Origin of the sequence: Marinimicrobium sp., from assembly GCF_002695945.1 — a bacterium.
GTDB lineage: Bacteria > Pseudomonadota > Gammaproteobacteria > Pseudomonadales > Cellvibrionaceae > Marinimicrobium > Marinimicrobium koreense.
On sequence record NZ_NZQP01000057.1, the window covers coordinates 99,939 to 124,479 of the forward strand.

25 protein-coding genes, 1 tRNA gene and 1 pseudogene are annotated in these 24,541 nt (G+C 56.6%); 6 read left to right on the forward strand and 21 right to left on the reverse strand.

Going from position 1 to position 24,541, the window contains the following annotated elements:
- Positions 1 to 2: 2 nt before the first annotated feature.
- Positions 3 to 858, forward strand: a pseudogene (gene nadC, locus CMG77_RS12795) (carboxylating nicotinate-nucleotide diphosphorylase).
- A gap of 26 nt (positions 859 to 884) precedes the next feature.
- Here nadC and CMG77_RS12800 read toward each other — a convergent pair.
- On the reverse strand, positions 885 to 1,730 hold the full coding sequence (locus CMG77_RS12800; protein WP_123636854.1) for a class I SAM-dependent methyltransferase: 846 nt from the start codon (positions 1,728 to 1,730) through the stop codon (positions 885 to 887).
- Positions 1,731 to 1,838: 108 nt separating this feature from the next.
- A complete protein-coding gene (locus CMG77_RS12805; RefSeq protein WP_123636853.1) occupies positions 1,839 to 2,489 on the reverse strand; it encodes a YiaD family glycine zipper/OmpA-like lipoprotein in 651 nt (216 codons plus the stop codon).
- Between the two features lie 193 nt (positions 2,490 to 2,682).
- Here CMG77_RS12805 and CMG77_RS12810 point away from each other — a divergent pair, with 193 nt between their 5' ends.
- Positions 2,683 to 3,165, forward strand: a complete 483-nt coding sequence (locus CMG77_RS12810; protein WP_286804273.1) for a leucine-rich repeat domain-containing protein — start codon at positions 2,683 to 2,685, stop codon at positions 3,163 to 3,165.
- 13 nt (positions 3,166 to 3,178) lie between these two features.
- Here the strand turns inward: CMG77_RS12810 and CMG77_RS12815 are convergent, their stop codons facing one another.
- From CMG77_RS12815 to queE, 7 genes are all read right to left on the reverse strand, one after another.
- Positions 3,179 to 3,451 (reverse strand): PilZ domain-containing protein, encoded by a 273-nt coding sequence (locus CMG77_RS12815; RefSeq protein WP_123636852.1) that lies wholly within the window; start codon positions 3,449 to 3,451, stop codon positions 3,179 to 3,181.
- A gap of 253 nt (positions 3,452 to 3,704) precedes the next feature.
- The gene (locus CMG77_RS12820; RefSeq protein WP_286804272.1) at positions 3,705 to 4,871 is read right to left on the reverse strand and encodes an NlpB/DapX family lipoprotein; all 1,167 of its coding nucleotides are present in this window, start codon (positions 4,869 to 4,871) and stop codon (positions 3,705 to 3,707) included.
- Between the two features lie 59 nt (positions 4,872 to 4,930).
- Positions 4,931 to 5,806 (reverse strand): 4-hydroxy-tetrahydrodipicolinate synthase, encoded by an 876-nt coding sequence (dapA, locus tag CMG77_RS12825; protein WP_123636850.1) that lies wholly within the window; start codon positions 5,804 to 5,806, stop codon positions 4,931 to 4,933.
- A 175-nt stretch (positions 5,807 to 5,981) separates the two neighbouring features.
- A complete protein-coding gene (gene nadA / locus CMG77_RS12830; protein WP_123636849.1) occupies positions 5,982 to 7,043 on the reverse strand; it encodes a quinolinate synthase NadA in 1,062 nt (353 codons plus the stop codon).
- Between the two features lie 495 nt (positions 7,044 to 7,538).
- A tRNA-Lys gene (locus CMG77_RS12835) sits at positions 7,539 to 7,614 on the reverse strand.
- A 105-nt stretch (positions 7,615 to 7,719) separates the two neighbouring features.
- Positions 7,720 to 8,400 carry a 7-cyano-7-deazaguanine synthase QueC gene (gene queC, locus CMG77_RS12840; RefSeq protein ID WP_286804271.1) on the reverse strand — a complete coding sequence of 227 codons (681 nt, stop codon included), beginning with the start codon at positions 8,398 to 8,400 and terminating at the stop codon, positions 7,720 to 7,722.
- Between the two features lie 16 nt (positions 8,401 to 8,416).
- Entirely contained in the window at positions 8,417 to 9,067 is a 651-nt protein-coding gene (queE, locus tag CMG77_RS12845; protein ID WP_286804270.1) for a 7-carboxy-7-deazaguanine synthase QueE, read from the reverse strand.
- A gap of 147 nt (positions 9,068 to 9,214) precedes the next feature.
- Here queE and CMG77_RS12850 point away from each other — a divergent pair, with 147 nt between their 5' ends.
- Positions 9,215 to 9,544 carry a hypothetical protein gene (locus CMG77_RS12850; RefSeq protein WP_286804269.1) on the forward strand — a complete coding sequence of 110 codons (330 nt, stop codon included), beginning with the start codon at positions 9,215 to 9,217 and terminating at the stop codon, positions 9,542 to 9,544.
- Positions 9,545 to 9,590: 46 nt separating this feature from the next.
- Here the strand turns inward: CMG77_RS12850 and CMG77_RS12855 are convergent, their stop codons facing one another.
- On the reverse strand, positions 9,591 to 10,775 hold the full coding sequence (locus tag CMG77_RS12855; RefSeq protein ID WP_286804268.1) for a helix-turn-helix transcriptional regulator: 1,185 nt from the start codon (positions 10,773 to 10,775) through the stop codon (positions 9,591 to 9,593).
- Between the two features lie 341 nt (positions 10,776 to 11,116).
- Here CMG77_RS12855 and CMG77_RS12860 point away from each other — a divergent pair, with 341 nt between their 5' ends.
- Positions 11,117 to 12,442: a glycoside hydrolase family 2 TIM barrel-domain containing protein gene (locus CMG77_RS12860; RefSeq protein WP_286875930.1), complete on the forward strand. Its 1,326-nt coding sequence runs from the start codon at positions 11,117 to 11,119 to the stop codon at positions 12,440 to 12,442.
- Positions 12,443 to 12,497: 55 nt separating this feature from the next.
- On the opposite strand, the gene CMG77_RS12865 is transcribed toward CMG77_RS12860, so the two are convergent.
- Together CMG77_RS12865 and CMG77_RS12870 are read right to left on the reverse strand one after the other, a co-directional pair.
- Positions 12,498 to 13,607 carry a helix-turn-helix transcriptional regulator gene (locus CMG77_RS12865; protein WP_286804265.1) on the reverse strand — a complete coding sequence of 370 codons (1,110 nt, stop codon included), beginning with the start codon at positions 13,605 to 13,607 and terminating at the stop codon, positions 12,498 to 12,500.
- A gap of 76 nt (positions 13,608 to 13,683) precedes the next feature.
- Entirely contained in the window at positions 13,684 to 14,538 is an 855-nt protein-coding gene (locus CMG77_RS12870) for a DMT family transporter (protein WP_286875932.1), read from the reverse strand.
- Between the two features lie 169 nt (positions 14,539 to 14,707).
- Between CMG77_RS12870 and CMG77_RS12875 the strand changes: the two genes are divergently transcribed.
- Complete coding sequence (locus CMG77_RS12875; RefSeq protein WP_265367421.1) at positions 14,708 to 14,902, forward strand: type II toxin-antitoxin system VapB family antitoxin; 195 nt, start codon at positions 14,708 to 14,710, stop codon at positions 14,900 to 14,902.
- Positions 14,899 to 15,297: a type II toxin-antitoxin system VapC family toxin gene (gene vapC / locus CMG77_RS12880; RefSeq protein ID WP_286804263.1), complete on the forward strand. Its 399-nt coding sequence runs from the start codon at positions 14,899 to 14,901 to the stop codon at positions 15,295 to 15,297. The genes CMG77_RS12875 and vapC overlap by 4 nt, the downstream gene beginning before the upstream one ends.
- A gap of 76 nt (positions 15,298 to 15,373) precedes the next feature.
- Here vapC and CMG77_RS12885 read toward each other — a convergent pair whose 3' ends face one another.
- The 9 genes from CMG77_RS12885 to oadA all read right to left on the reverse strand — a co-directional run bounded on the left by CMG77_RS12885 (position 15,374) and on the right by oadA (position 24,502).
- Complete coding sequence (locus tag CMG77_RS12885; RefSeq protein WP_286904750.1) at positions 15,374 to 15,829, reverse strand: PD-(D/E)XK family putative nuclease; 456 nt, start codon at positions 15,827 to 15,829, stop codon at positions 15,374 to 15,376.
- A 76-nt stretch (positions 15,830 to 15,905) separates the two neighbouring features.
- Positions 15,906 to 16,292, reverse strand: a complete 387-nt coding sequence (locus CMG77_RS12890; protein ID WP_286804261.1) for a tautomerase family protein — start codon at positions 16,290 to 16,292, stop codon at positions 15,906 to 15,908.
- A gap of 134 nt (positions 16,293 to 16,426) precedes the next feature.
- Positions 16,427 to 16,903, reverse strand: coding sequence for a hypothetical protein (locus CMG77_RS12895; RefSeq protein WP_286804260.1), 477 nt, complete (start codon positions 16,901 to 16,903; stop codon positions 16,427 to 16,429).
- Between the two features lie 87 nt (positions 16,904 to 16,990).
- Positions 16,991 to 17,866 (reverse strand): hypothetical protein, encoded by an 876-nt coding sequence (locus CMG77_RS12900; protein ID WP_286804259.1) that lies wholly within the window; start codon positions 17,864 to 17,866, stop codon positions 16,991 to 16,993.
- 57 nt (positions 17,867 to 17,923) lie between these two features.
- Positions 17,924 to 19,333, reverse strand: a complete 1,410-nt coding sequence (locus CMG77_RS12905; protein ID WP_286804258.1) for a KAP family P-loop NTPase fold protein — start codon at positions 19,331 to 19,333, stop codon at positions 17,924 to 17,926.
- A gap of 94 nt (positions 19,334 to 19,427) precedes the next feature.
- Positions 19,428 to 19,877: a hypothetical protein gene (locus CMG77_RS12910; protein WP_286804257.1), complete on the reverse strand. Its 450-nt coding sequence runs from the start codon at positions 19,875 to 19,877 to the stop codon at positions 19,428 to 19,430.
- 380 nt (positions 19,878 to 20,257) lie between these two features.
- Complete coding sequence (locus CMG77_RS12915) at positions 20,258 to 21,049, reverse strand: PhoH family protein (protein ID WP_123636833.1); 792 nt, start codon at positions 21,047 to 21,049, stop codon at positions 20,258 to 20,260.
- Between the two features lie 310 nt (positions 21,050 to 21,359).
- On the reverse strand, positions 21,360 to 22,667 hold the full coding sequence (locus CMG77_RS12920; protein ID WP_286804256.1) for a sodium ion-translocating decarboxylase subunit beta: 1,308 nt from the start codon (positions 22,665 to 22,667) through the stop codon (positions 21,360 to 21,362).
- Positions 22,668 to 22,717: 50 nt separating this feature from the next.
- A complete protein-coding gene (oadA, locus tag CMG77_RS12925; protein WP_286804255.1) occupies positions 22,718 to 24,502 on the reverse strand; it encodes a sodium-extruding oxaloacetate decarboxylase subunit alpha in 1,785 nt (594 codons plus the stop codon).
- Positions 24,503 to 24,541: the final 39 nt, after the last annotated feature.

The following is a 24,541-nucleotide window of genomic DNA, read 5'->3' on the forward strand; positions in this document are numbered from 1 at the left end:
CCATGACCGAACTCAATCCGGACCTGCAACGGGCCATCGAGGCCAANGTCCGTGCCGCGCTGGCCGAGGACATTGGCAGNGGCGATATCAATGCCCTTCTGATTCCCGCNGAGCGGGTCGCCCACGCCCGGGTCATCACCCGCGAGGCGGGCTGCTTTTGCGGTCGCCCCTGGGTGGAGGAAGTNTTCCGGCANCTCGACCCGGACACCCGGATCACCTGGCACNTTCAGGACGGGGATTCGGTAAAGCCGGACCAGNTNCTGTTCGAGTTAAGCGGGAATGCCCGNGCACTGCTCACGGGAGAGCGCACCGCNCTGAACTTCGTGCAGACGTTATCCGGCACCGCCAGCGTCAGTGCCGCTTACGCACANAAGGTCAAGGACGCACCGGTCACNCTGCTGGATACCCGCAAAACCCTGCCCGGACTNCGCCTGGCCCAGAAGTACGCNGTGGNCTGTGGGGGCTGTGCGAATCACCGNGTCGGTTTATTCGATGCGTTCCTGATCAAAGAGAACCACATCGCCGCCTGNGGCGGTATCGCCGAGGCNGTCAGTAAAGCGCGGGAAATNGCCCCNGAGACNCCGGTGGANGTGGAAGTGGAAGTCACTGAAGCAGTTGGAACAGGCTCTGACGGCCGGCGCCGACATTGTCATGCTCGACAATTTCTCGCCCGAGGACCTGACCGTCGCGGTATCCCGCAACCGTGGACGGGCCAAACTGGAAGCGTCGGGCAATGTGACCGACGCGACGCTGGCCACCCTGGCCAATACCGGCGTGGATTACATATCCATCGGGGCCCTGACCAAACACTGCAGAGCGCTGGACCTGTCGATGCGGCTGTCGGTGGAAGAGGCCTAGCGACCGGTCACCCCGGCGCGCTCTGACTATTCATCATTAAGGCGCTCTGGCAGTTTGTGCAGCGCATAGACGTCAAACCGGCTGCTCTTGCCCTCAATCCGGTGCCCGGGCGCCCGTCCGGCCAGATCCGGCGCCTTGCGGGGCCGCTTGACCACGACCCGGTAGCGCGCCTTTGCCAACGCCGGCGCCAACAGATCATCGGCATCGGCATCCGCCCCCACCAGGGTATGAAACGCCCGCATTTCTTTTTTCACATCGGCTGATTTTTGGCGCTCGGGAAACATTGGGTCCAGATAGATGACATCGGGACGCACCGGGTCGCCCTCAGCGAGTGATGCAAGGTAACTTGCGCCGTCACCCAATTGCAGAGACATGCGCCCGAGAATCTCCATCAGGTCGCCGTCACCGCTCTGCTCGGCGCCCCGCCTGGCGCGCGCCAGACCGTCCGCCAACAACCGATAGACCACCGGCGAACGTTCCCACAGTTGCACACGGCAACCCAGCGAGGCGAGCACAAACGCATCCCGCCCCAGCCCCGCGGTCAGGTCCAGCACGTGTGGGAATACATGCGGCTTTAATCCCACCGCCTTGGCGATCATCTGCCCTTTGCCGCCCCCAAAGCGGCGCCGATGATCCACCGCCCCGCCCAGGAAGTCCACCTGAACCGGCCCGGGGACCTTGCGTCCGGTGTGGTGTAAGGCCAGGCCGTGGTCGTCATACACCAGGGCAAAGGTTGGCTCGGAGAGCTGCTCCGGCTCGGCATTGATCAGCAGAGGGACATCCAGTTCGCGGGCCGTCGCCGCCGCTTCCGCTCGGGAGTCGGAAGACTGGGCAATAACAACCAGCGGCCAGGTCGCCGATAAGGTGTTCATAGCAGTCGCTTCATCAGGGCAGAAAACTGGGCGGGACTGTGCCGGGAAAGGCACACATCATCAATCAAGAGGGAATGCGGAGCGCGTCCCTGCGCTCGTCAAACTCGCTTACTGCATAGGCAGCAATTCGAGCTCTACCCGACGGTTGGCGGCACGGCCTTCGGCGGTGCTGTTGCTGGCCACCGGATAGCGCGGACCATAGCCATAGGCCTGGATACGACCGGCGGCCACATCGCGGCGGATCAGGTAATCGCGCACACTGGCGGCGCGCTGCTCACTCAGGGTCTGGTTGAGCTGATCACCACCGGTAGAGTCGGTATGACCACTGACCTTGATGGCGGTCTGATCAAACTCGGCCAGTACTTTGGCTACCGAATCCAGCACGCTGTAGAAATCCGAGCGGATTTCGTAGCGGCCAGTGGCGAAGGTAATGTTGCCGGGCATGATCAGGTACAGACGATCGCCTTCACGACGAACCTGCACACCGGAACCCTGAAGCTCATCGCGCAGCTTGGCTTCCTGACGATCCATGTAGTTACCAACACCACCCCCAATCGCCGCACCGGCGGCGGCACCGGTCAGGGCGCCTTTTTTACGATCGCTCTTACTGGCGGAAGCCGCGCCAATAATGGCACCCGCTACGGCACCAATGCCAGCCCCCTTGGCGGTATTACTGGTTTTTTCTTCCCCGGTGTAGGGATCGGTTGTGGTACAAGCTGCGAGAGTGAAGATTGCACACAAAGCCAGCAAACGTTTCATTGCTATTCCTCTATCATTAAATTCCAAAAACGTAAAAGCCCGCCCTAGCGGAAGACTCAAACCGACGGGAACCCGGTAGCTTTTCCCGCCTCCAACTGCCATCATTGATTGCAGTTCAGGTTTCGACACTATAGGCAGAGCCATGGTTCACAGCAACAGTCTAGCGCACACTTTTCGCATTTGGATGATTTTAATGACAGCGACGGCACTGACCGCTTGCACCGGCTATGCGGTGAGCATCAACGACAACCCGGTGTACAACCCGCCGACACTGTTAACCGACTTCCGCCTGCCCGACGCTGCGCTGCACGATTGCGTGCAACAGACCATCGAAGATCAGCAGGTGACCGAGGCCACTCAACTGACCCAACTGAACTGCAGCAGTGCCGGCATCGAATCACTGGCGGGCCTGTCCACCTTTACCGCCCTGCGGGCCATCAGCCTGAATGACAATCCGCTTGAGGACGTCGCTGAACTGAGAACGCTGTCGAGACTGGAAGTGCTGTTGCTGGAAAACAATCAGATCAGATCCGCCGAGCCACTATTGTCGCTGTTACGCCTGAAAGAAGTGGATTTGCGGGGGAATACGGCGCTTGAGTGCAGGGATGCCCGGCAACTGGCCGACAATGCAGAGGGAAAGGTTCACCTGCCTGAGCACTGCACCGAGGCAAGCTGACGGGTCGGACGGCTCAACTGCCGGAATCAAACATCAGGCCCACGGTGTTGCGCAGCTGATGCATCACCCGCATCTGTACCGGCTCATCGTTAATCGGCCCCACCATCTTGCGAAACCGGACCATCACCAGGGTTCCCACCGGTGGCTTGGGCTGGTTTTCAATCAATACCCGGGCCCCACCATCGGAAATATCCTGGGTAAAACCCACGATGGTGCCAAAGCTGGGGTGGGTCATCTCCACACGTATGCTGGCGGAGGTCCGCTCATATTGCCGACGATCAATCACGGTGAGCTCCTTTTCCTGTCAATGTCGGGGCGGGTCTCCGCCCCGAGCCATTCCGGCGGCTGAATAGCCAGTCCCCGAAGGTTCACGCTGGGTAACGGCCGAACGCCATTATGCCCAAATAATCAATAATTCTGTTTTACGGCTTTCTTTCAGAATAAGCAAGCCCCAGCAAAAACGCCAGCGAAACCGGTTCGCTGGCGTTTTTGAAGACCCACAAGCCGCCAATGCCAGCGGCTCTTGAATCGATCGTCCTTTAAATCAGATTCTTACGCAGTACCGAGAGCATTTCCCGGGTCTTACGCGCCGACATCCGCTCCCCATAGGCGGTGCGCAATCGCACGTGATACAGGCCATCGGACTGCTCAGTAAAGATCAACAGGTGTCCCGGAGCCTTGGGAGCCCGCTCCCGGGCGGCTTCCGCCTGCGCGGGCATGGTCAACAGGTTGTCCGGCAAGACCTCCCGCAGATCGGCCAGGCTGTAAGGCGTTTCCGGCGGCTGGGGGTTCTCTTCCGCCCCGAACAGACGGGCCAACCAGCCCGGCGGGCTCTCCGGCGGTTCGCGATACCCCAGATAGAACACGCCCGAGGCCGGGTCACTGTCATAAATGGTAAAGCCTTCCTGTTCGGCCGAGTGGGTCAGGGTGGCCAACGCCCGGCTTCGGGCCAGCTCGAGCTCGAGCACCGGCTCGCTGTCAACGCTGGTGATGCGGGCTTTGACCGCACCACCGATATTCCGGGCAATCAGCGAGGTACCACCGGCCGCGCCGAGATCTTCGGCGGCCAGATTTGCGGCCAACTCATCAACCATCCAGGTTTCACGCTCCTTGCTGCTGGAGGCGGCCGGCCATTGGCTGAGCTGCGCCTGGGTGGCTTCATCGCGATCCAGGCTCATGTGCAGCACGTGAATCTCACTGGTGTCCGGCTGAACCCCGCGATCAATGCGGATACGATAGCGGTCGATACGATCCGGGTCATCTTTGAACGACAGCCAGCTGGTTTCCATCAACCCCAGGTCGGTATCCGTGGACGCCACCTGCAGGTTATTGTCGGCCAGGAAGGCCCGAATACGAGGCCAGAGTTCCGCCGGATCGACGTTGACCAGAATCCAGCGGTCGTCATCCAGCCGCTGGATTTTCACCCGCTCCACCAGCGCGGTGGCCGACAGGGCTTCCGGGCGCGGTGCCTCGAACGCTTCGGTGTCCTGAGCGTAGGCGACGTCTTCCTGGGTCAGCTCTGGCACTTCATACAGCTTCCCCACGGTCTCAGCGTTCAGATGATCGGGAACCTTCAGGGGATCCAGACTCGCGGCTTTAAGATAGTCATCCTCGCGGTTCCGGAAATAGCCCTCTTCTCCAAACAGGGCACTACAGCCGGACAGCGTGAAGCTGAGCCCGACCAACAACCAATACACAATGCGCATAAAATTCCAAACTCTCCAGTGAGTTGTGCGAACCTCTGTTATCTATTTCTGGCAACCACTCAGACCAGGCCCGCCTCCCGGAGCGCCTCGGTCACCTGCTCATGGAACCGCTCGGACAGTGGCGTCATGGGCAGACGGATGCCGGACTGAATCCGCCCCATCTGCATCAACGCCCACTTCACCGGAATCGGGTTGGCCTCCAGGAACATGGCCTGGTGCAGCGGCATCAGCCGTTCGTTCAGTGCCCGGGCTTCCTCCGCCCGGCCTTCAATCGCCAGCGCGCAGAGTTCCGCAATAGCCTGGGGTACGACATTCGCCGTAACGGAAATATCCCCTTTGCCACCCAAAATCATCAATTCCACGGCCGTCGCATCGTCCCCGGAGATGATAATGAAGTCCTCCGGCGACTGCTCTATCAGGGTTTTCGCCCGCACCATATCGCCCGTGGCTTCCTTGATGCCTTTGATATTGGAGATCGCGGCCAGTCGCAACACCGTCTCCGGCAACATGTCCACGCCGGTGCGGCCGGGCACATTGTAGAGGTACTGGGGAATATCCACCGCCTCGGCGATGGTTTTATGGAACAGGTACAGGCCTTCCTGGGTCGGCTTGTTGTAGTAGGGAGTCACCAGCAGGCAGGCATCGGCTCCGGCAGCTTTTGCGCCGTGGGTCAGCTCCAGCGCTTCTGTCAGGGAGTTGGCGCCAGTGCCGGCAATAACCGGAATACGCCCGGCCACCTGCTCCACCACGGCCTTGATGACCGCCAGGTGCTCGTCGATATCCAGCGTGGCCGACTCACCGGTGGTACCTACCGCCACCAGCGCATTGGTGCCCTGCTCCAAATGCCAGTCCACCAATTTGCGCAGGGCGGGCCAGTCCAGGGAATTGTCGGGGGTCATGGGAGTGACCAGGGCGACCATGCTGCCTTGTATCATGCGCGGGAGCTCCAATAGCTTGACTATAACGTGTAGGTTCTGACTTCATCGCCTGCCGAGGGTTCGCACGGCGCGCCGGTGACCGTGGCATGGGCGGGAAACACAAAGGCGCAATGGTACTGAGGGGCGCTCCACGACACAAGCGGCGCGCCCGGATTCCGGCCCTTTCCGGGGTTTATTTGCGGAAATCGAGCATCCGCTGGAGCGGAATCATGGCCTTGCGGGCCAATTCCGGGTCCACATGAATCTCGTTATCGTCCTGTTCGAAGACACTCGCCAGGTTTTCCAGCACGTTCATCGCCATCCAGGGGCAGTTCGCACAACTGCGACAGGTCGCGCCGCTGCCGGCAGTGGGCGCCACATGAAACGTCTTGTCCGGACACAGCTGCTGCATCTTGTAAAAAATGCCCTGGTCCGTCGCCACGATGAACTCCTGATTGGGCAGTTCCTGGGCAGCCTTGATCAGCTGCGAGGTGGAGCCCACCACATCGGCCAGCGCCACCACCGGCTCCGGCGACTCCGGGTGCACCAGCACCGCCGCCTCGGGATAGAGCGCCTTGAGGTCTTCCAGGCCACGGGCCTTGAACTCTTCATGCACAATGCAGGCACCGTCCCAGAGCAACACATCGGCCCCGGTCTCGCGCTGCACGTAATCGCCCAGATGCTTGTCCGGCGCCCAGAGAATCTTCTCGCCCTTCTGATCGAGATAGTCGACCACATCCTTCGCGATGCTGGAGGTCACCACCCAGTCAGCCCGGGCTTTTACCGCCGCAGAGGTATTGGCGTACACCACCACGGTGCGATCCGGGTGTTGATCACAGAATTCGGAAAACTGATCGGCGGGACAACCCAGATCCAGGGAGCAGGTGGCTTCCAGCGTGGGCATGAGCACACGCTTTTCCGGGGTGAGGATTTTGGCGGTCTCACCCATGAACTTCACTCCGGCCACAATCAGGGTCTGGGCGGGATGTTCTTTACCGAACCGGGCCATTTCCAGAGAATCCGCCACGCAGCCCCCGGTCTCTTCGGCGAGCGCCTGGATCATGGGGTCGGTGTAGTAGTGGGCCACCAGCACGGCGTTGTGTTTCTGTAACAACGCTTTAATACGCTCGCGGTATTCTGCTTCTTGTTCGGGGGTATACCGGGGGGCACTCCAGGCGCGGTCCAGGTGTTCCCGAACCAGTTCTTCCGGGGTTTTCCGGGCGGTTTCGGTCACGATTACATTGTCCGCGGTCATAGAATCACCTCACAAGTACCCCTGTAGCGGGTTGGGGCGACATAATACCACAGGGATGAAAAGTGCCCCAAAGCTACTTCTTTTGACACTCTTCCACTCTCTGCATTCCTTCTTGATCTGCTCTCACTTCGCATTAAAGTGCTACGGGTGTGTATACCATTGTGAGACACGCCGTAAACCCATCCCTGGGGGCTCATCACCCGCCGTCCAGGCGGGTGACGGTCTCACAATGGTATACACACCCTCCGCAGCAGTAAGCGGAACGCTGCTTGGAGATAGCACGCTCGCCTACATCTGATCTCGGAGAACACTGAAAAGGTGTTCATGCCTCGGAGGCCTGAGGTGAGGTATACCGTTTGTAGACTCTCGGAGGCATGGATGCCGACGAGAAGCCCCCATGGATGGGTTCACGGCGGGTCTACAAACGGTATACCTCACCTTAGGCCGGACGTAATACCGCCTATGCACTTGATCAAATATAGGTCTGGGAGAAAATGGTGGGTCGTGCTGGATTCGAACCAGCGACCAATTGGTTAAAAGCCAACTGCTCTACCAACTGAGCTAACGACCCAAAGAGGCGCGTATGATAAAGATTCAGACAAAAAAAACAAGCGCTTTTGAAAGAAAAAGGCAAAAAAACGCCAAACAAACCAACAGCTTAACCCGGCCTCCCGGCTTAGCCTGCCCGGTAGCGGGTCGGATCCGGAACCCCGGCCTCTTCAAATCCGGCGCGCCGCAACCGGCAACTGTCGCAGCGGCCGCAGGCTTCGCCGGCCTCGTTGGCCTGATAACAGGACACCGTCAGCGCGTAATCCACGCCCAACGACTGGCCCTGGCGGATGATCTCGCCCTTTGACCAGCGCATCAACGGCGCCCGGATATGCAACTTCTGCCCTTCTACGCCGGACTTGGTAGCCAGGTTCGCCATGGTTTCGTAGGCCGCCACATACTCCGGTCGGCAGTCCGGGTAACCCGAATAATCCACCGCATTGACGCCAATAAAAATGTCATTGGCGCCCAGCACCTCGGCCCAGCCGAGCGCAATGGACAGGAAAATGGTGTTGCGTGCCGGCACGTAGGTGACCGGAATGCCCTCGCCTTCGGTTTCCGGTACTGCGATGGAGTCATCGGTCAGCGCGGAGCCACCGATGCTCTGCAGATCCAGTTTCACGACCTTATGCTCAATCGCGCCCCCGGCTCGCGCCGTGAGCTCAGCCGCGTGCAACTCGGCCCGGTGACGCTGGCCATAGTCGAAGCTGATGGTGTAACAGTCGTAGCCCTCGCTGCGGGCGATGGCCAGAGCCGTGGTGGAGTCGAGACCACCGGAGACCAGAATGACCGCTTTCGGGTTCGCCATGATGGCTGCTCCTCAATCAGTACCCCGGGGCGTCGCCCCAGAGCAGCTTGTGAATCTGGATCTGGAAGCGCACCGGCAGGTTGTCCTCGACAATCCAGTCGGCCAACTGGCGCGGTTCGAGCTGCCCGAAGCTCGGGGAGAACAGGACATCATCGACCCGCTCGGCCAGGCGGTACTCATCCAACTTGAACTTGGCCCATTCATAATCGCCCCGGCTGCACAGCACGAACTTCACCTGGTCGTGGGGCTGCAGCAGGGGGATGTTTTCCCAGCGGTTTTTGTCGAGTTCCCCGGAGTCCGGCGTTTTCAGGTCCATCACCCGACTGACCCGGGTGTCCACCTCATCCAGGGGCATGGCGCCACTGGTTTCCAGGGATACCGAGTAACCGGCATCACACAGCTGTGTGAGCAGCGGGAGGCAGTTCGGCTGGGCCAGAGGTTCGCCGCCGGTCACACAGATGTATTGGGGCTGATAGCCGGCCACCTGCTCCAGGATACTCGCCAGCGTCATACGCTCGCCGCCGTGAAAGGCGTACTCGGAATCGCAGTAATGACAGCGCAGGGGGCAACCGGTCAGGCGCACAAACACCGTCGGGCGCCCCAAGGTCCGGGCCTCGCCCTGCAGGGAGTAAAAGATTTCGGTAATACGGAGACTGTCGTCGGTCATGAACTTCCGGGCCGGTGGCGCTGACGGGGGCTTTAACAGCGGGCAGTTTACCCAAAGGCCGCAGCAGATGCGAGCCCGCCGGGTTTGCCGCCCCGGCGGCAGGCTGGTATTCTTGTTGATTGGCCCGATTTTCCTGCCGCGAGTGTTATGAAACCCACCAAGACCAAACGTGAAATCCGCGCCGAGCTCGACCAACAGCTGGAAGAGTATTTGCGCTCCGGCGGCAAGGTGAAGGAAGTACCCCGCGGCCTGAGTGGTCGCATCGACCCCAAGGGGCCTCTTACCCCCCTGTTCACGCCCCGCGCCAGCGAAACCCCCCTCGCCGGACGGACCCCCATGACCGAAGTGGTCGCCCGGGTGGAATCCCGCAAGCACCCCATCCCCGCGCCCAAGCGCCCCAAACCCAAGCGCCCCCGGAAGAAAATGATTCTGGATGATTTCGGGCAGCCGGTTCGCTGGGAATGGGTCGAAGAGTAGCCACTACCGCTACACGCCCCCAAAACAAGGCTGAAAGACAGTCGAATCAGCCGAGCGCCCGCACCAACATTGAGACCAGCTCAGTCTGCTTTCGATAGCCATTCTTGGCCAGCAGACTCTTGATATGCTGGCGGGCGGTATGAATGGATATATGTCGCTCCTCGGCAATATCGTTAGTGCTGAGCCCCCTCATCAAACCGCCGGCGACCGCAGCCTCTGCCGGTGAACATTGAAACAGAGACTGTAACTTGTCGAGGTCGGGGGACAGAGTGGTGTCGAAACTGAACAGCTCTGCCAGCACACCATTGTTTTCCGGGTGTTCGGTGACCAGAGGTGTCAGACAGACGGACACACGCGCTTGGCCGTTTTGGATAAACAGAGTCTGCGACTCCAGAACGCCTTTATGGGAGAGCACAATACATGTGGTTATGGCGTCATGCAGCTTACGGGTCATGCGTCTGTCACGACTATGCAGCCGCCGGTCCTCACCAACAAACAGATTACCTGTGCTGTCCAGCAAGGCTCTGGCGGCGTTGTTGGCTTCGGCCACATTACCCAAGGCATTGAATACCATCAGAGGCTTATGCACATGGTTGAGCGCCATGGCCAGGTTCTCGTTATCGCTGCTGGATTGATACAGTTTCAAGTGAAGGGCAACGGCATTTTCGATGTGCGGTGCCAACAGATTCATTTGCAACAGCTCACTGTCGGTGTAGGGACCGTGGTCTTGATGGCGGTTGGCCATGAACACCACATTGACGCCATCTTCCCGGGTCACCAACATACCCGTGCTATCACCCATGCCTACCGATTCGGCCCAGGCTCGGCTTTCCGGCCCCAGAATATCAAGGATGGTACGACTGACATCGCCCCTTAAAAATGAATCGAACTGGCGTGGCGGCAACTGAACATAGCGCGTCAGCGCTTCATCCCGCTCGGGCAGGTCACTGTTGATGTACCACTCCTCAAACCCATCCGGGTAACCAAAGGTCCAGCCGTACAAGATGCGTTGCGGGTTGGCAGTGACACCCAGAATGCCACCTTGCAGCGCCTTGAAATGCTTCTGGAAAGCATCAAAAAAATGCTGAAAACCGGCGTTATTGTGCAGGCTGCGATAGAGCGTGCTGACCAGCTCGTTATAAGCATGGAGCTCCTCGCCTTTCAAGGCAGGAAAGGGCAAGCTGGCCTGCTGATCAGTCTGAGGGTTTGCGGGAGAGAAGTGATCGTTCAAGGAAAAGGCTCCTTAACCGGCATGACACCGGGCACCAGGGACCGCCTGTTGCGATAACTTCCGGGCACGCAAAAACTGGCGAGATTATTATTGAACCCAAATCTGGGCTTTATTTTCCAATGAGGGAATAACCAAAATATAACCAAATCGTCTTAAAAAAGAAAGCTGAGTGCCAGCAGTCGCACCATATCTGCGGGAAATGCCTAAACCCTCGCGTCCCACTTCCCACCTTGCGGTTTTCAGGTCCCACTTTACGCCCATCTCTTGTCACTCTGACCATCTGCCATAACAATTGCCCGACGGAAACCGATCCGGTCATGCCATAACAAGAGAGATACCGAATGAATACAAAAATGCTTCTGCTGCTGAGCGGCCTTTTGGCGTTAAGCGCCTGCGGTCCAACCGACACGGCCGAGCAGCCATCCACCGACTCCCAGGCCGTTCCGGCGACCCTCAAGCAGGACGACAATGGCCACTACTCGATTTATCGGGAAGGCGATCCCTACTTCATCAGAGGCGCGGGCGGCACCAGTCGCCTGGAGCAACTGGCCGAGGCGGGCGCGAACTCGGTGCGCACCTGGGACACCGATAACGCCGAACGCATTCTCGACGAAGCCCAGGCGCACGGCCTGACGGTCATGCTGGGGCTGCGCATGGGCAAAGAGCGCCACGGCTTTGATTACAGTGACGAAGAGGCGGTAAAAGCACAGAAAGCGCAAATCCGGGAGCAGGTACTGCGCTACAAAGACCATCCCGCCCTGCTCACCTGGGGCATCGGCAACGAGCTGGACCTGTTCTACACCGACACCAACGTCTGGTACGCGGTGGAAGACATCGCCCGGATGATTCGGGAGCTTGACCCGCACCACCTGATCACCACCGTGACCGCCGGCATTGATCAGGAAAAGTCCGACCTGATCCAGGAGCGGGTGCCCAGCATTGATTACCTGAGCATAAACACCTACGGCGAACTCGACACCCTACCCCAGAAGGTGCGGGACGTCGGCTGGCCAGGCGCCTACGCCGTCACCGAATGGGGCCCAACCGGGCACTGGGAAATTGCCAACACCGCCTGGGGTGTCCCCATCGAGCAGACCAGCACCGAAAAAGCCGCCGCCTACCGACAGCGCTATGAATCCGCCATCCTCGCCGACGAGGAAAAAGGGCTGGGTTCCTACGCCTTCCTGTGGGGGCAAAAACAGGAAACCACACCCACCTGGTACGGCCTGTTCCTGGAATCCGGCCACGCCACCGAAGTGGTCGACACCATGCACCACCTGTGGAGCGGCGAATGGCCCGAACACCGCGCGCCGAGCATCCAATCCTTCCGGATCGACGATCAGACGGCCTATGACAGCATTTATCTTCAGCCGGGCGAAACCTACGAGGTCACCCTGAGCGTGACGCATCCGGACAACGAGCCTTTCAACATTCGTTGGGAGTTCCTGCCGGAGAGCACCGACATCAAATCCGGCGGCGACCGGGAGGACCGGCCGGAGAGCGTTCCGGGCCTGATCGTGGAAGACCAGGGCAACGGCACCATGCGCTTCACCGCTCCGGACGCAACTGGTCCCTACCGGCTGTTTGCCTATGTGACCACGGAGCACAACCGGGCCGCCGCCGCCAACGTGCCCTTCTTTGTCGGTAGCGCCGAAGACCACGAGTAACAGACGTTACAGAAGGGTCAATAGGCAGGTATCCGTCCCCGGGCCGGATACCTGCCTACCTTAACAGCGCCGCCAGCACCCGACTGATCAACTCTCCCTGTCGCGAACAACCCGTTTTCTGGAAAATATGCTTGAGATGAGAGCGCACGGTTTCAACACTGCGCCCAAGCTCATCGGCTATTGCCTGCACTTCACGCCCCGCCACCAACCTCTCGCAAACCTGAGCCTCCGCACTGCTCAGATCAAAGTAGCTGGCGATGTGTACCGCGCGGGGAAGAGGCCTGCTATCCGGCTCATAGACCGTTACCAGAGCCCCACCGGCCAATAGCTCGCCACTCTCAATGGGACGTATCACAAAAATCAAAGGGCTTCGCCCCGCCCGTTTGAGAAACAGCGTCTCACTACAATAGTCTTCCTTGCCCATGCTGGATCGGACGACCATCGCCGATGCCCGGAAGAAGGCTCGGTGTACATCCTGTTCGGCAAAGTTAAAACGTTGGTCGCGCACCACCAGGCACCGCTCGCGGTCTATCAGGTCTTTGGCCGCTTTATTGGAGTGCAGCACTGTCGCCAGGCTATCCAGCAAAAAGGTGGCATCCGGAAGAACGTCAATCACCGCGGCCAGAGTGGCATCATCCTGAGTGCGTGCTTCCAGTTGCCGATACAACTGAACCGCCTGCCGGATATGCGGCACCAACCGATCGAGTGAGTCGAGCTCAGACTGCTGATAAGGCCCTTGGGCCACGGTTCGTTGAATGGTCAGTACAATACTATGGGTAGGGGTAGTGTCGACCACCAGCCAGGCCGAGTCGAGCATATCCTGATCATTTTCCCACCGGGAATAATCCTGGTCGGGCCGGAAGTCCGGCAACAGGGGCAAAGCGGACTGAAATAGGCCCGGGGACTGTTTGACCGCCTGATTGGTCACCACATCCTGAGCAATCATGTTGTTTTCCAGATACCAGTCCAGAAACTCCCGGGTCAGGCCGTGATACCAAAGGTGCTCCATACGCAACGGCTGACGCTGAATCACCAGCAACTGCGCCGCACAACCGCCAATGGCGAGAGTCAGCTTTTCGAGAAAAGCATGAAAACCTTCCCGGTCAGTAAGAGAATGATAAAGCGCCTGCAACAGTTCAGGCTCATTTTGCAGCATCACTGCCATGTTATTTACCCTGAAATCACATTTTTATTATTGAACTTGATCCTGACAAACGCTCATCTTACCTTTTTTTCGTCGATCATTGGCTACCAGCTGTGCCACGCTTGCTGGCAATAAACAGCCCCACCCCGCCCAGGATGGCGATAGAGCACACGGCCAACCTCAGCGTCACCGGCTCCGATAAAACGATCACGCCGCCGACCGCCGCCAAAGCGGGGACACTCAACTGGATCGTGGCCGCCGTCGTGGCCCTTAGATGGGGCAGTGCCATATACCAGATCGCATACCCCAGGCCGGAGGCCAACGCGCCCGACGCCACCGCGTAAAGCGCCCCAAGGGGCGCGATCTCCACGCTTGAGTAAAACAACACACTCAATACCACGGCCATCGGCACCGCACGAATGAAGTTTCCCGCCGTTTCATGGGTGGGATCACCGAGGCCGCGCCCGCGCAGGGAGTACACACCCCAGGCAACACCAGCCCCGAGCATCAATAGCGCCCCAGACAGCGGCGGCGCTTCCACCCCCGGCAGCAACAGTGCCGCCAGACCAGCCACCGCCGCCAGAACACCGAGGATCTGACGGCCATTAAGGCGCTCGCCGGACCACACCCCGACACCAATCATGGTCGCCTGAACCGCACCGAACAACACTAACGCGCCCGTGGCGGCGGACAGATCAAGGTAGGCAAATGAAAAGCCCGCCGCATAGGCAAACAGCGCAAACGCCGACAGCCAGCTTCCCCCAACTGCACGTGGCTTACGCCGATAGCTCACCAGGGCAGCAAGGATGGCCGCCCCCGATACAAGGCGTATGGTTGTGAAACTGGCCGCATCGATTTCGCCAGCGGCCAGGGCAACCCGGCAGAGCAGCGAATTGCCCGCGAAGGCCACCATGGCGAGCAGGGAAATGAAGAAAAGTCGAGTGTTGGGCATAGAGCACGCTTACCGGCAGTCAATCTGTGTCGATCAAGGTTACCACCAAAACGTTGCAGCACCTCGCATAAGGGGCGGGCTTGGAGCGTCAACCGCCACCCCGTCTGGATTGACGCAACTGCCATGTGTACCTATACTAAAAAATATACACATTGTGGAGATTAAAATCATGCGAACCAATATTGAAATTGACGACAAACTGATGAGCGATGCGCTTAAAGTCACGGGCTTGAAAACCAAGAAAGAGGCCGTAGAGCAAGGACTTAAGGCCTTGATTAAACTGAAAAAACAGGAAGGCATCAAGCGCTTCAGAGGCAAGCTGGAATGGTCGGGCGATCTGGACGACATGAGGCACGCTTCGTGATCCTTGTGGATTCCAGCGTCTGGATTGACTACTTCATCGGTAACGACTCCGCAGAAGCCGATTTTCTCGACCGCACGTTGGGCAATCGTGCCGTTGCCATCGGCGACTTGATTCTCACGGAAATACTTCAAGGGTTTCGGCACGAAAAGGACTATAAGGTTGCCAAGAAGCTGTTGGAGGAACTTACGGTATTTGATCTTCTCGGAAAAAAGATGGCGATAAAGAGTGCGGATAATTTCCGAAAGCTCCGCAAGAAAGGTATAACGATACGGAAAACCGCGGACGTCATCATTGCGTCGTACTGTATTGAGCACAACCTCCCTTTATTGTTCTCAGATAAGGATTTCCTACCCTTCGTAGAGCACCTGGGATTGCGCAACGCGGCATACACATGACGATTGCAGCTTGCGCGCCCATGGAATTGGGGGGAGGAGCTCCCCGGCGGCCACCCGCCGCGTACTGAAGCGCTCGTTAAATGGCCCTCGGCACACGATCCGAATTAGCCACTGTTTGATTGAGTTTCCGGAGCTTGTTGAGAGAGACTTGAAACTGGCCATTACTCGGTAACCGTTTACCTTTGAACTGCTCCCAAACAAGGGCTCCTGGCCCGTTATAGATTTCTTCGAATGTACCGTCACGCAAGATCTTGATGATGATTGCATGCTGCGGCTGGCTCCGGAATGCAACAGTGTTAGATTGCGTAGCTTTAATCTCAACTTTCACGCCGGTATCGGTGACCGCGTCATAGCCTTCGTTGGACGCTGTCTTCAGCTCAAGATTGTATGCATCGGCCACGAGGCATTCACCCAAACTACCAACCATGTGACCATCGGGGGTAAAATGCCTACCCGGGAACATGGCCTCCAACTCATTAACCGTGGCGTAGAGCTGAGTGACCAAGCTCCGGAATTTATCGTGATCGATCATAGACATTTAACGTCTACCATAAACGGCCGAGTGAAACGAGGTCCGGCGACCGCAGGGAGCGGATTTAATGGCTTTTCTACACGTTGACTTTATACTTGAGGTCATTTGCCTCATCCCCTGTCATACCGCGAAATCCCCATTGATGGGGCTGCTGCTCCTTGATCGTAATTTCAACATCAACAGGCGCCAAGGATAGCTGTGATTCGAGCTCTAAAAACAGCGCCTTGATAAGAGCCTTTTGAGTTTCCGGTTTCCGGCCGGACATCATGTTGATTTCAATGACTGTATAGGCTTCGCTTCTGCCACCAGGGTAATAGAAATCCTCTCGTTCCAGGGGCACAAACCTATGCGCACGCTTATCTTCCGGCATACCCAGAACGGACTTCATGCAGCCATGAATGACATCCGACATCTTGGCCTTTATTGGGTTTAGCTGATCCTTGATACCATAAACAATAATCATGCTATCTCCTTAATACCTGCAACGCAGTTATAACCAGCGCAGTGGACCTGAACCAATTTCACATTCAAAGTGTCCGTCAAAGCGGTGCAGGTTCAGAGCGTCCCACCGTCGAAGGCGGTGATTGGTGCGCTTGGTTATACGCCTTCATTGAACTTCTTCACCAGTAGCTCTAGCGGCATATCGCCTAGCGCTGCAATCCTCTCGTCATACATATACCAAGTGGACAAGTCCTTCGCCGTAGAACCTCTGAACAGTACAACGGCTCCAGTACGGTCATCGTGTTGATGTCTCGGATAGTAATCTGCGCTAGGCCAGGAATCCCCACTTTCATAGTAAATCTCAACGTCAGGGGTTCTTTTGTGGATAGCCTCTACTATCGCGAGTCTTTGGCCTTCTTCTCCATCTGAGTACCTAATAACTGCAATTGCTGAGGCTTCTTGGATCTTTTCCTCGTCGCTTAACGAATTCCAATCACTATAGTCGTGAACGACTTTTGGGGCATCAGAACCATTCATCGATTTTAGGTAAACAGCCAGCGCTATCCCGAAGACGACCAAAGCGGTTGAAAGGCCGGCGCCAAACACTAGACCTCTAATAAACGTTTTTAGCAACTATGCACCTCCTCAAGTAAACGCGGAGCGCAGCGGCGACCCGCCAGAGACGTCCGGCGGCCTACGGTCGAAAACTGACGCGAATGGCTATGATGGCCAACGCAAACCGTGACGGCCAAATCCATTTTTAATTTTTTTGTATAATTGGAGCTCGCTCATGCTCCAGAGGCGCACAGCTTCAACATGCAACTGTTTCTTTGGCAGTGAATTTAATACCTGACACATCAGAATTATGATATTTCCCGAGTTCTGCTGAATCCAACTGACACTGTCCTTGTATCGATCCACTAGCGTTTGGATACTTCCGATATCATCTTGCTTCCCTACTTTCCAACCGCCTTCTCCTACCTGCGTAAGCCAATGTAGAGAGGGTTCTGCTGGGTGCACTACTTGGCACAATTCCGAGTATAGATCCCTAACTGGATAATTCGGGTGATCGATTGCTGCTACATATTTCGCTGCAGTTTCAGCCTTGTGAGCTGGAGGGACAGCCTCTTCTCTCCCAACCTTACGAGCGTGATGGAAATGGATGAGAGCGTTCTCCAGCTCAGTGCTTTGAAATAGCGAATTGTTGAGCTTCCCATTCAGCGCCTCAATGATGCTCGCTGCGGAATCAGCAATTGTTAGTGAAACAGGCTGAAGAGAATACTTGGTGTCTGCGGCAGACTCGAGAAAACCTCGCAAGGCTGCACAGAATGCTAGGTAATTTGGCTGCAACGTGGCATGGACAACGCACGCATCAAACCAGCGAAGATGACGGATTGAGTTAGCAACCGCAGCCCAATGAACCCGATATAGAACTTCTTCCCAATAGATCTTATTCCTCTGGCTTAGCGGGAGAGCCTTATACTGCTCTATATCCATAAAGAAGTATGAGACTCCAGCAGCTTCGCTGACAATATCCCTCAGAATTTTGGGATAAACATCACCTGCCTTTCCGAACAGGTGGGGAGTTACCGTCACAAACTAGCCCTCATAACGCCGCGCTCTGCAGAATTTTCTTCCAACAGCAGCGCTTTGTTAGCCTTCAACATCGGAAAATTCGAATCTACAAAGCCAATCGATACGGTCTTTGAGTCGGTCTAGGTTTACACCATGACCCACCCCTGCCGGCCTGTTAACAACATTTAAAACTGTCTCAGAGTATTGTCTTTCATTGTATCCCAGTTCGTCATTATGAAGTATTTCTTTGTGTCTCAGAATTATCGGCGATTCGGCATTTTTAAATTGATCGCTCTTAGCGGCTATTAGAAGACCTTCGACTAACGCGCATTCAAAACTCTCACCCCTATTTCTCTCTGGCACGACTTCATAAAGGTAATTGATTAGCTCCAACTCACCCCCCTCTCCTGAGACATATTGCTGATATGCGTCTGACTTGAAATGCTTTGAAATGAGCAAGAAAACCAACAATGCAGGGAAAAGATATTCGGTTTCCTTAGCGGTTCTAATTGCAATATTGATACTTGCAAGGAATTGTTCGATTTCTCTCAATGACAGTCGAAGGTTAGTTGCTAGCATTGAAAATACATTTTTTAGATGGTCTTCGTCGTGCCGTAGCTCCCCGTATTTCTTCCTTGGTTGAAAAAATTTGTCTAGTTGTAGCGCAGAAAACAGCGAATCAATATAGCTAGCCTTGTCAGGCTCTTTCAGTTGATACTCAAAATCAATGAAACGGCGAAGGTATCCAACTGAATCGATTCCGCTTCCATAGACGGCTTCAATCGAATGACCTAGCTGCTCTTTGTCGAGTGCTAACACAAAGATCAAACCTTCTGTGTTGAACAAATGCTTGATTCTTTCCAGCAACTCAATTGCATAGTTTGGCCTACATCGATCCAGTTCATCGACAAATATTACGAGCGGCTTACCATCGGATGATTTCTCAATAAAGTTAGTCAAGGCGGCATGGAACTCGTATATTGCTTGTTTTTGTTGTAGGTAGTTGTCGAGTGCATCACCAGCCAATGACCCGGCTGCTTTCATCATCTCATCTTCAATTAATTTATCAGCATCAACTATTCCCGCAGTGCCAATTCGAACCAATGCGGGAACTCCTCGTTTTGCAATTTGTTTTCCGGCAGCTTTGGTTTTCTCCCATGCCTCGTTTGCTTTTTCATTGGCACCAATGAGAGCCTTTAGCCCCTCATTCATCTCACCTAAGAAAGAGACCAGTGGATCATCCGAAAAATCGGTCTCCCAAGCATTGAAGTATAGAGAAGGACAAGTATCCTCCTTAAGGTGGTTCTCCCACAGTCGAATAAAAGTTGTCTTCCCCGTCCCCCATCGCGAATCAATTGCTATCACGGCTGGGGAGTTTACGTTTGATACTAGTAAGGACAGATTAACTATTTCTTCCTTTCTACCCAAAAGATCATATTTGAAAGGATCGCTTGGCTCAATTCGTATTGGGTTTAGTTTTAACTTCAAAACACTCATCCCTTTGTGAGGTTAACGCCGGTAACACCGGAGTATTTTTGAGAAGGCAGCGCCGGAACAAAAATACTTCCGGTGATTACCTTTGTTAGCGTTCGCCCGTTTCATTTACTGATTCTATAATCTCTTTGATACGCAAAGCGCGTTCGAAGTACGACTTGAAAGCCCGATGTAACCGTCCTGCCCACACCTCACTTTCCGCCATCTCTAAGAATGTCATGAGCTTTGGCCCCAGCGGATCATCTTGATAGTGAAAAATAGCGTTTCGAAATCGCCTCAACCCATTGACCATTTGATCATTAGAAAGAAGTTCATCTATCTGTGAATCTTCAATTTTCAACTCTCTGTAGCCCTCAACCACCACATAAAGCAAAGAGTACCAAGTGGCGATCCTTAGGAATGCTGAATGCATTTCGGCTTGAGCTACTAGCTCTTCCGGACAGCCATCTGGTAAGCCCGTAGCCACAGGAGGGCCAACGACCACTTTGACAGAATCGGCCGTACACCAATGTTTGTGAAGAGCAACAAGTTCTTTCATATTTCGCTAACATTTTAACATTGAGCCAGCACGCTTCCCGGTCAAAGCCGCTAACTCATTGATATTAGTGAATTGTCTGAAACTTTAGCACAGATCGGCCAGACGGAAAGCGTGCCGGCTCGGTTTTGTCCCCGGTGTCGCCTGTTATCTACCGACTTAATATCAGTAACTCATTGATTTAATTTGTTTTTTTTATTTTCGTCGGTGAGAAAGCGTGCACTGTAAAGACGTGGCGAACGCCAATTTTCAGAGTACTCGCCAATATACTGTATAAGTCGATCATTTTTTGATCAACAAATAGTCTTGGGAATTACTTCGAGTTTTCGGCTAGAGGGGCATCAGAAAACCCGGCGCCCGAAGGCGCCGGAAGACGATGGGGATCAGGTGAGTTCGTATCGGTCCATAATATCCCGGACCAGCCCGCTGCGCACAATGTCGGCTCGTTCGAATTGGTGGATATACACATTGGGTAGATCGCCGAGCCGGTTCACGGCATCCGCCAGGCCGTTGTGTCCGCGAATATCGCTTTGTTCGATATCCCCGTTGATGACCACTTTACAGCCTTCGCCGATGCGGGTCAGGAACATCTTCATCTGTGCGGGTGAGGTGTTCTGGGCTTCATCGAGAATGACGAAGGTCCGGTTGTTGAAGGTTTTACCGCGCATAAACGCCAGGGGCGCGGCGACGATTCGACCGTGGCGCAGGCAGTAGTCTACGGTACCGGCGCCGAGTCGTTCGGCGAGGATTTCACGAAACGCGTCGATGTAAACCGAGAACTTTTCATCCAGGGCGCCGGGCAGGAAGCCCAGTTGTTCCCCCGCTTCCACGGCGGGCCGCGTGAGGATGATCCGCTCAATTCGCCCGGACTCCAGCGCTTCGGCGGCAATGGCACCGGCGCAGTAGCTCTTGCCCGTACCGGCAGGGCCGATACCGAAGGTCAGATGGTAGCGCTGGATAGCGTCGATGTAGTCTTGCTGGGCGGTGGTGTAGGCGGTGAGGGGTTTGTTGGCGCGGGGTGGAGCGTAAGCGGTCTGCAGTTGTCGGGAGGCATTGATTTCGACGATGTTGCCGTTGGGGGGTGCCCGGTGTCGGCCGCGGTCGTCTTGGTGGAACCGCTCTTCAGCGGCGTGGTTCTGATGTCTTTTGCGCTTCGCGTGAGATCGTTTCGCCATGGATAAATCCCCATCAGGTTCCAGGTGAACAGGGACAACTCGGGCTGGCAACGCTACGGATGGCCAAGGCCCCGGCCCTGTAAGACTCAAAAGGTAACGCGATTTTCGGGGTGACAGAGGCGCCCCGACATGTTCTGTTGGCAGGCTCCTCCTCTTGGCAGGTGGGTGACAAACGCACTGGTGAATCAGCGCTTACCAAAAATAGTAGGTGCTTTTTATCGAAGGGTCAATGCTTTTGATGCAGCGAACCGGAAAAGACAAAGCGGGAGGGGGATTTTGCCGGGCGCGTCGGGCGCCCGGCAAAAGGGTTTTACATGGATGACACGATGGAGATCATAACGCCCGCGGCCACGGCGGAACCGATCACCCCGGCGACGTTCGGCCCCATGGCGTGCATGAGCAGGTAGTTGTGAGGATCGGACTCGAGCCCGATTTTGTTGGACACCCGCGCAGCCATGGGCACGGCGGATACACCGGCGGAACCGATCAGCGGGTTGATCTTGTGGCGGACAAACAGGTTCATGAACTTGGCCACCAGAACCCCCATTGCCGTACCAATGGCAAAGGCAACGATACCCAGCAGCAGGATGCCCAGCGTTTTGGTATCCAGGAAGGCGGAAGCGGCCAGTTTGGAGCCCACGGCCAGGCCCAGGAAAATGGTGGTGATGTTGATCAGGGCATTCTGGGCGGTATCGCTCAGACGCTCCACCACGCCACATTCGCGCATCAGGTTACCGAAGCAGAACATACCCAGCAGCGGTGCGGCCGAGGGCAGGAACAGCGCCACAAGAATCAGCAGAATCACCGGGAAGGCAATCTTTTCCAGGCGGCTGACCGGACGCAGTTGTTCCATTTTGATCTGCCGCTCGGACTCGGTGGTCAGCGCGCGCATGATCGGCGGCTGGATCAGGGGCACAAGCGCCATATAAGAGTAGGCCGCAACGGCGATGGCACCCAGCAGGTCTGGCGCCAGAATGCTGGACACGTAGATGGCGGTCGGACCGTCCGCACCACCGATGATCCCGATGGCAGCGGCATCGGCAATGGAGAAGTCCATCAGGCCTGTAACAGACAGGCCAACCGCCCCCATTACGGTCGCAAAAATACCGAACTGGGCGGCCGCGCCGAGAAACAGGGTTTTCGGATTGGCGAGCAACGGACCGAAATCGGTCATGGCACCCACACCCATGAAAATGACCAGCGGCGCAACGCCGGAACCGATAGCCACTTGATAGAAGTTGTAGATCATGCCATTGGTGTAGCCGTAGTCCAAGGCCACCTTGTGTGCGGCCGCCAGCTCAGAGGCCGAAGCGGTTTTGTACAGCGCCATCAGCTCTTCCGCCGAAGTGCTGGCGGCAACGCCGAAGACTTCGGCAAGATCCGCGAGCACTTTCACGCCGCCCACATCAATGGCCTGCTGGGTCGCGGACATGGCGAGCCCCGCACCGGGGATGTTGGCCATGATGCAGCCAAAGCCGATCGGCACCAGCAGCAGCGGCTCAAATCCTTTGCGGATGGCCAGGAACAGCAGCAAAAGCCCCACCAGAATCATGGTGAAGGTGCCCCACTCCATCTGGTTGATGCCCGATTCCTGCCACAATCGAATAAAATTCTGCATAAAACGTTCTCAACAGTGTTGCTGGAAGTAGTGGTCCAGGCGGTTCGCGATTACGCCAGATCCAGAAGCGGATCGCCGGATGTCACCGCGTCTCCGGCCTGCACATGCACGCTGGTCACGGTACCGGCACGGGGCGCGGCCACTTCGGATTCCATTTTCATGGCTTCCAGAATCAGCAGGGTATCGCCCTCTTCCACCTGGTCACCGGGCTTGACCATGAGTTTCACGATGTTGCCGCCCAGCGGAGCGGGAACCGGCTCACCTTCGCCGGCGGGTGCGGCTTCTGCACCACCGCTGGAGGCACTGCCGCCCACCGGGGCCAGGCCTGTCACATCACCACCGTCGCTGACGGTCACAGTGTATTTCTGGCCTTCCACGTCGACGGTGTACACCTCTTCACCACTGTCGGTGGTCACCGCACTGCCCTCTTTACCGGTCGGTGCCGGTTCAAAGGCGTCGGGTTTGCCACGGTTCTCCAGGAATTTCAGACCAACCTGAGGGAACAGGGCATAAGTGAGCACATCGTCAATGCGGCCTTCGCCCTCGGTGAGGCTGATGCCTTTTTCTTTGGCCACTTCTTCAAGCTCTTTGGCCAGGCGATCCATTTCCGGCTCCAGCTTATCCGCCGGGCGACAGGTGATCGGCTCACCACCGTCGAGGACGCGCTGTTGCAGCTCTTTGTTGACGTCCGCCGGCGTAGCGCCGTACTCGCCTTTGAGCACACCTTCGGTTTCTTTGGTGATGGTTTTGTAGCGCTCACCGGTGAGCACGTTCATCACCGCCTGGGTGCCGACAATCTGTGAGGTCGGGGTCACCAGCGGGATGTAGCCGAGGTCCTTGCGCACGCGGGGAATTTCTTCCAGCACCGCGTCGAATTTGTCTTCCGCGTTCTGCTCACGCAGCTGATTTTCCATGTTGGTCAGCATGCCGCCGGGCACCTGAGCAATCAGGATGCGCGAGTCGACGCCCTTGAGAGAGCCTTCGAACTTGGCGTATTTGCGGCGCACGTCGCGGAAGTAGGAGGCGATTTCTTCGAGCAGTTCCAGGTTCAGCCCGGTATCCCGATCGGTGCCTTCCAGGATCGACACCATGGTCTCGGTGGGGCTGTGACCGTAGGTCATGGACATGGAGGAAATGGCGGTATCGATATTGTCGATGCCCGCCTCCACGCACTTGAGGTTGGTGGCGTGGGCCAGGCCGGTGGTGGCGTGGCTCTGCATGTGAATCGGGATGGAACAGCTTTCTTTCAGGCGGGTCACCAGCTCGTACCCCACATAGGGCTTGAGCAGGCCGGCCATGTCTTTGATGGCAATGGAGTCAGCGCCCATGTCTTCAATGCGCTTGGCCAGATCCACCCACAACTCGATGTCGTGCACCGGGCTGATGGTGTAGGAGATGGTGCCCTGAGCGTGCTTGCCCTGCTTCTTGACCGCTTTCATGGCGGTTTCGATGTTGCGCATGTCGTTCATGGCATCGAACACGCGGAACACGTCCACGCCATTGGTGGCGGCGCGCTCGACAAACTTGTCCACTACGTCATCGGCGTAGTGGCGATAGCCGAGAATGTTCTGCCCGCGCAGCAACATCTGCATGCGGGTTTTGGGCATGGCCTTTTTGAGCTCGCGAATGCGCTCCCAGGGGTCTTCGCCCAGGTAGCGGATACAGGCGTCGAAAGTCGCTCCACCCCAGGTTTCCAGAGACCAGAAACCCACTTGATCCAGTTTCTCGGCAATGGGCAGCATGTCGTCGAGGCGCATCCGGGTGGCCAGCAGGGACTGATGGGCATCCCGCAGTACCAGCTCCGTAATGCCCAACGGCTTTTTAGCATCGCTCATGGCGTTGTACCTTTCTCACAGTTAGCGTTCGCGGAACCA

Bases quoted from the DNA above. Each gene is read 5' to 3' on its own strand.
- oadA (WP_286804255.1), bottom strand. From the start codon at position 24,502: ATGAGCGATGCTAAAAAGCCGTTGGGCATTACGGAGCTGGTACTGCGG.
- CMG77_RS12910 (WP_286804257.1), bottom strand. From the start codon at position 19,877: ATGAAAGAACTTGTTGCTCTTCACAAACATTGGTGTACGGCCGATTCT.
- CMG77_RS12820 (WP_286804272.1), bottom strand. From the start codon at position 4,871: ATGCGCATTGTGTATTGGTTGTTGGTCGGGCTCAGCTTCACGCTGTCC.
- dapA (WP_123636850.1), bottom strand. From the start codon at position 5,806: ATGATACAAGGCAGCATGGTCGCCCTGGTCACTCCCATGACCCCCGAC.
- CMG77_RS12875 (WP_265367421.1), top strand. From the start codon at position 14,708: ATGCGAACCAATATTGAAATTGACGACAAACTGATGAGCGATGCGCTT.
- CMG77_RS12850 (WP_286804269.1), top strand. From the start codon at position 9,215: ATGAAACCCACCAAGACCAAACGTGAAATCCGCGCCGAGCTCGACCAA.
- CMG77_RS12890 (WP_286804261.1), bottom strand. From the start codon at position 16,292: ATGATTATTGTTTATGGTATCAAGGATCAGCTAAACCCAATAAAGGCC.
- CMG77_RS12810 (WP_286804273.1), top strand. From the start codon at position 2,683: ATGACAGCGACGGCACTGACCGCTTGCACCGGCTATGCGGTGAGCATC.
- CMG77_RS12915 (WP_123636833.1), bottom strand. From the start codon at position 21,049: ATGGCGAAACGATCTCACGCGAAGCGCAAAAGACATCAGAACCACGCC.
- CMG77_RS12920 (WP_286804256.1), bottom strand. From the start codon at position 22,667: ATGCAGAATTTTATTCGATTGTGGCAGGAATCGGGCATCAACCAGATG.
- CMG77_RS12805 (WP_123636853.1), bottom strand. From the start codon at position 2,489: ATGAAACGTTTGCTGGCTTTGTGTGCAATCTTCACTCTCGCAGCTTGT.
- nadA (WP_123636849.1), bottom strand. From the start codon at position 7,043: ATGACCGCGGACAATGTAATCGTGACCGAAACCGCCCGGAAAACCCCG.
- CMG77_RS12870 (WP_286875932.1), bottom strand. From the start codon at position 14,538: ATGCCCAACACTCGACTTTTCTTCATTTCCCTGCTCGCCATGGTGGCC.
- CMG77_RS12800 (WP_123636854.1), bottom strand. From the start codon at position 1,730: ATGAACACCTTATCGGCGACCTGGCCGCTGGTTGTTATTGCCCAGTCT.
- queE (WP_286804270.1), bottom strand. From the start codon at position 9,067: ATGACCGACGACAGTCTCCGTATTACCGAAATCTTTTACTCCCTGCAG.
- CMG77_RS12865 (WP_286804265.1), bottom strand. From the start codon at position 13,607: ATGGCAGTGATGCTGCAAAATGAGCCTGAACTGTTGCAGGCGCTTTAT.
- CMG77_RS12885 (WP_286904750.1), bottom strand. From the start codon at position 15,829: ATGATCGATCACGATAAATTCCGGAGCTTGGTCACTCAGCTCTACGCC.
- queC (WP_286804271.1), bottom strand. From the start codon at position 8,400: ATGGCGAACCCGAAAGCGGTCATTCTGGTCTCCGGTGGTCTCGACTCC.
- CMG77_RS12860 (WP_286875930.1), top strand. From the start codon at position 11,117: ATGAATACAAAAATGCTTCTGCTGCTGAGCGGCCTTTTGGCGTTAAGC.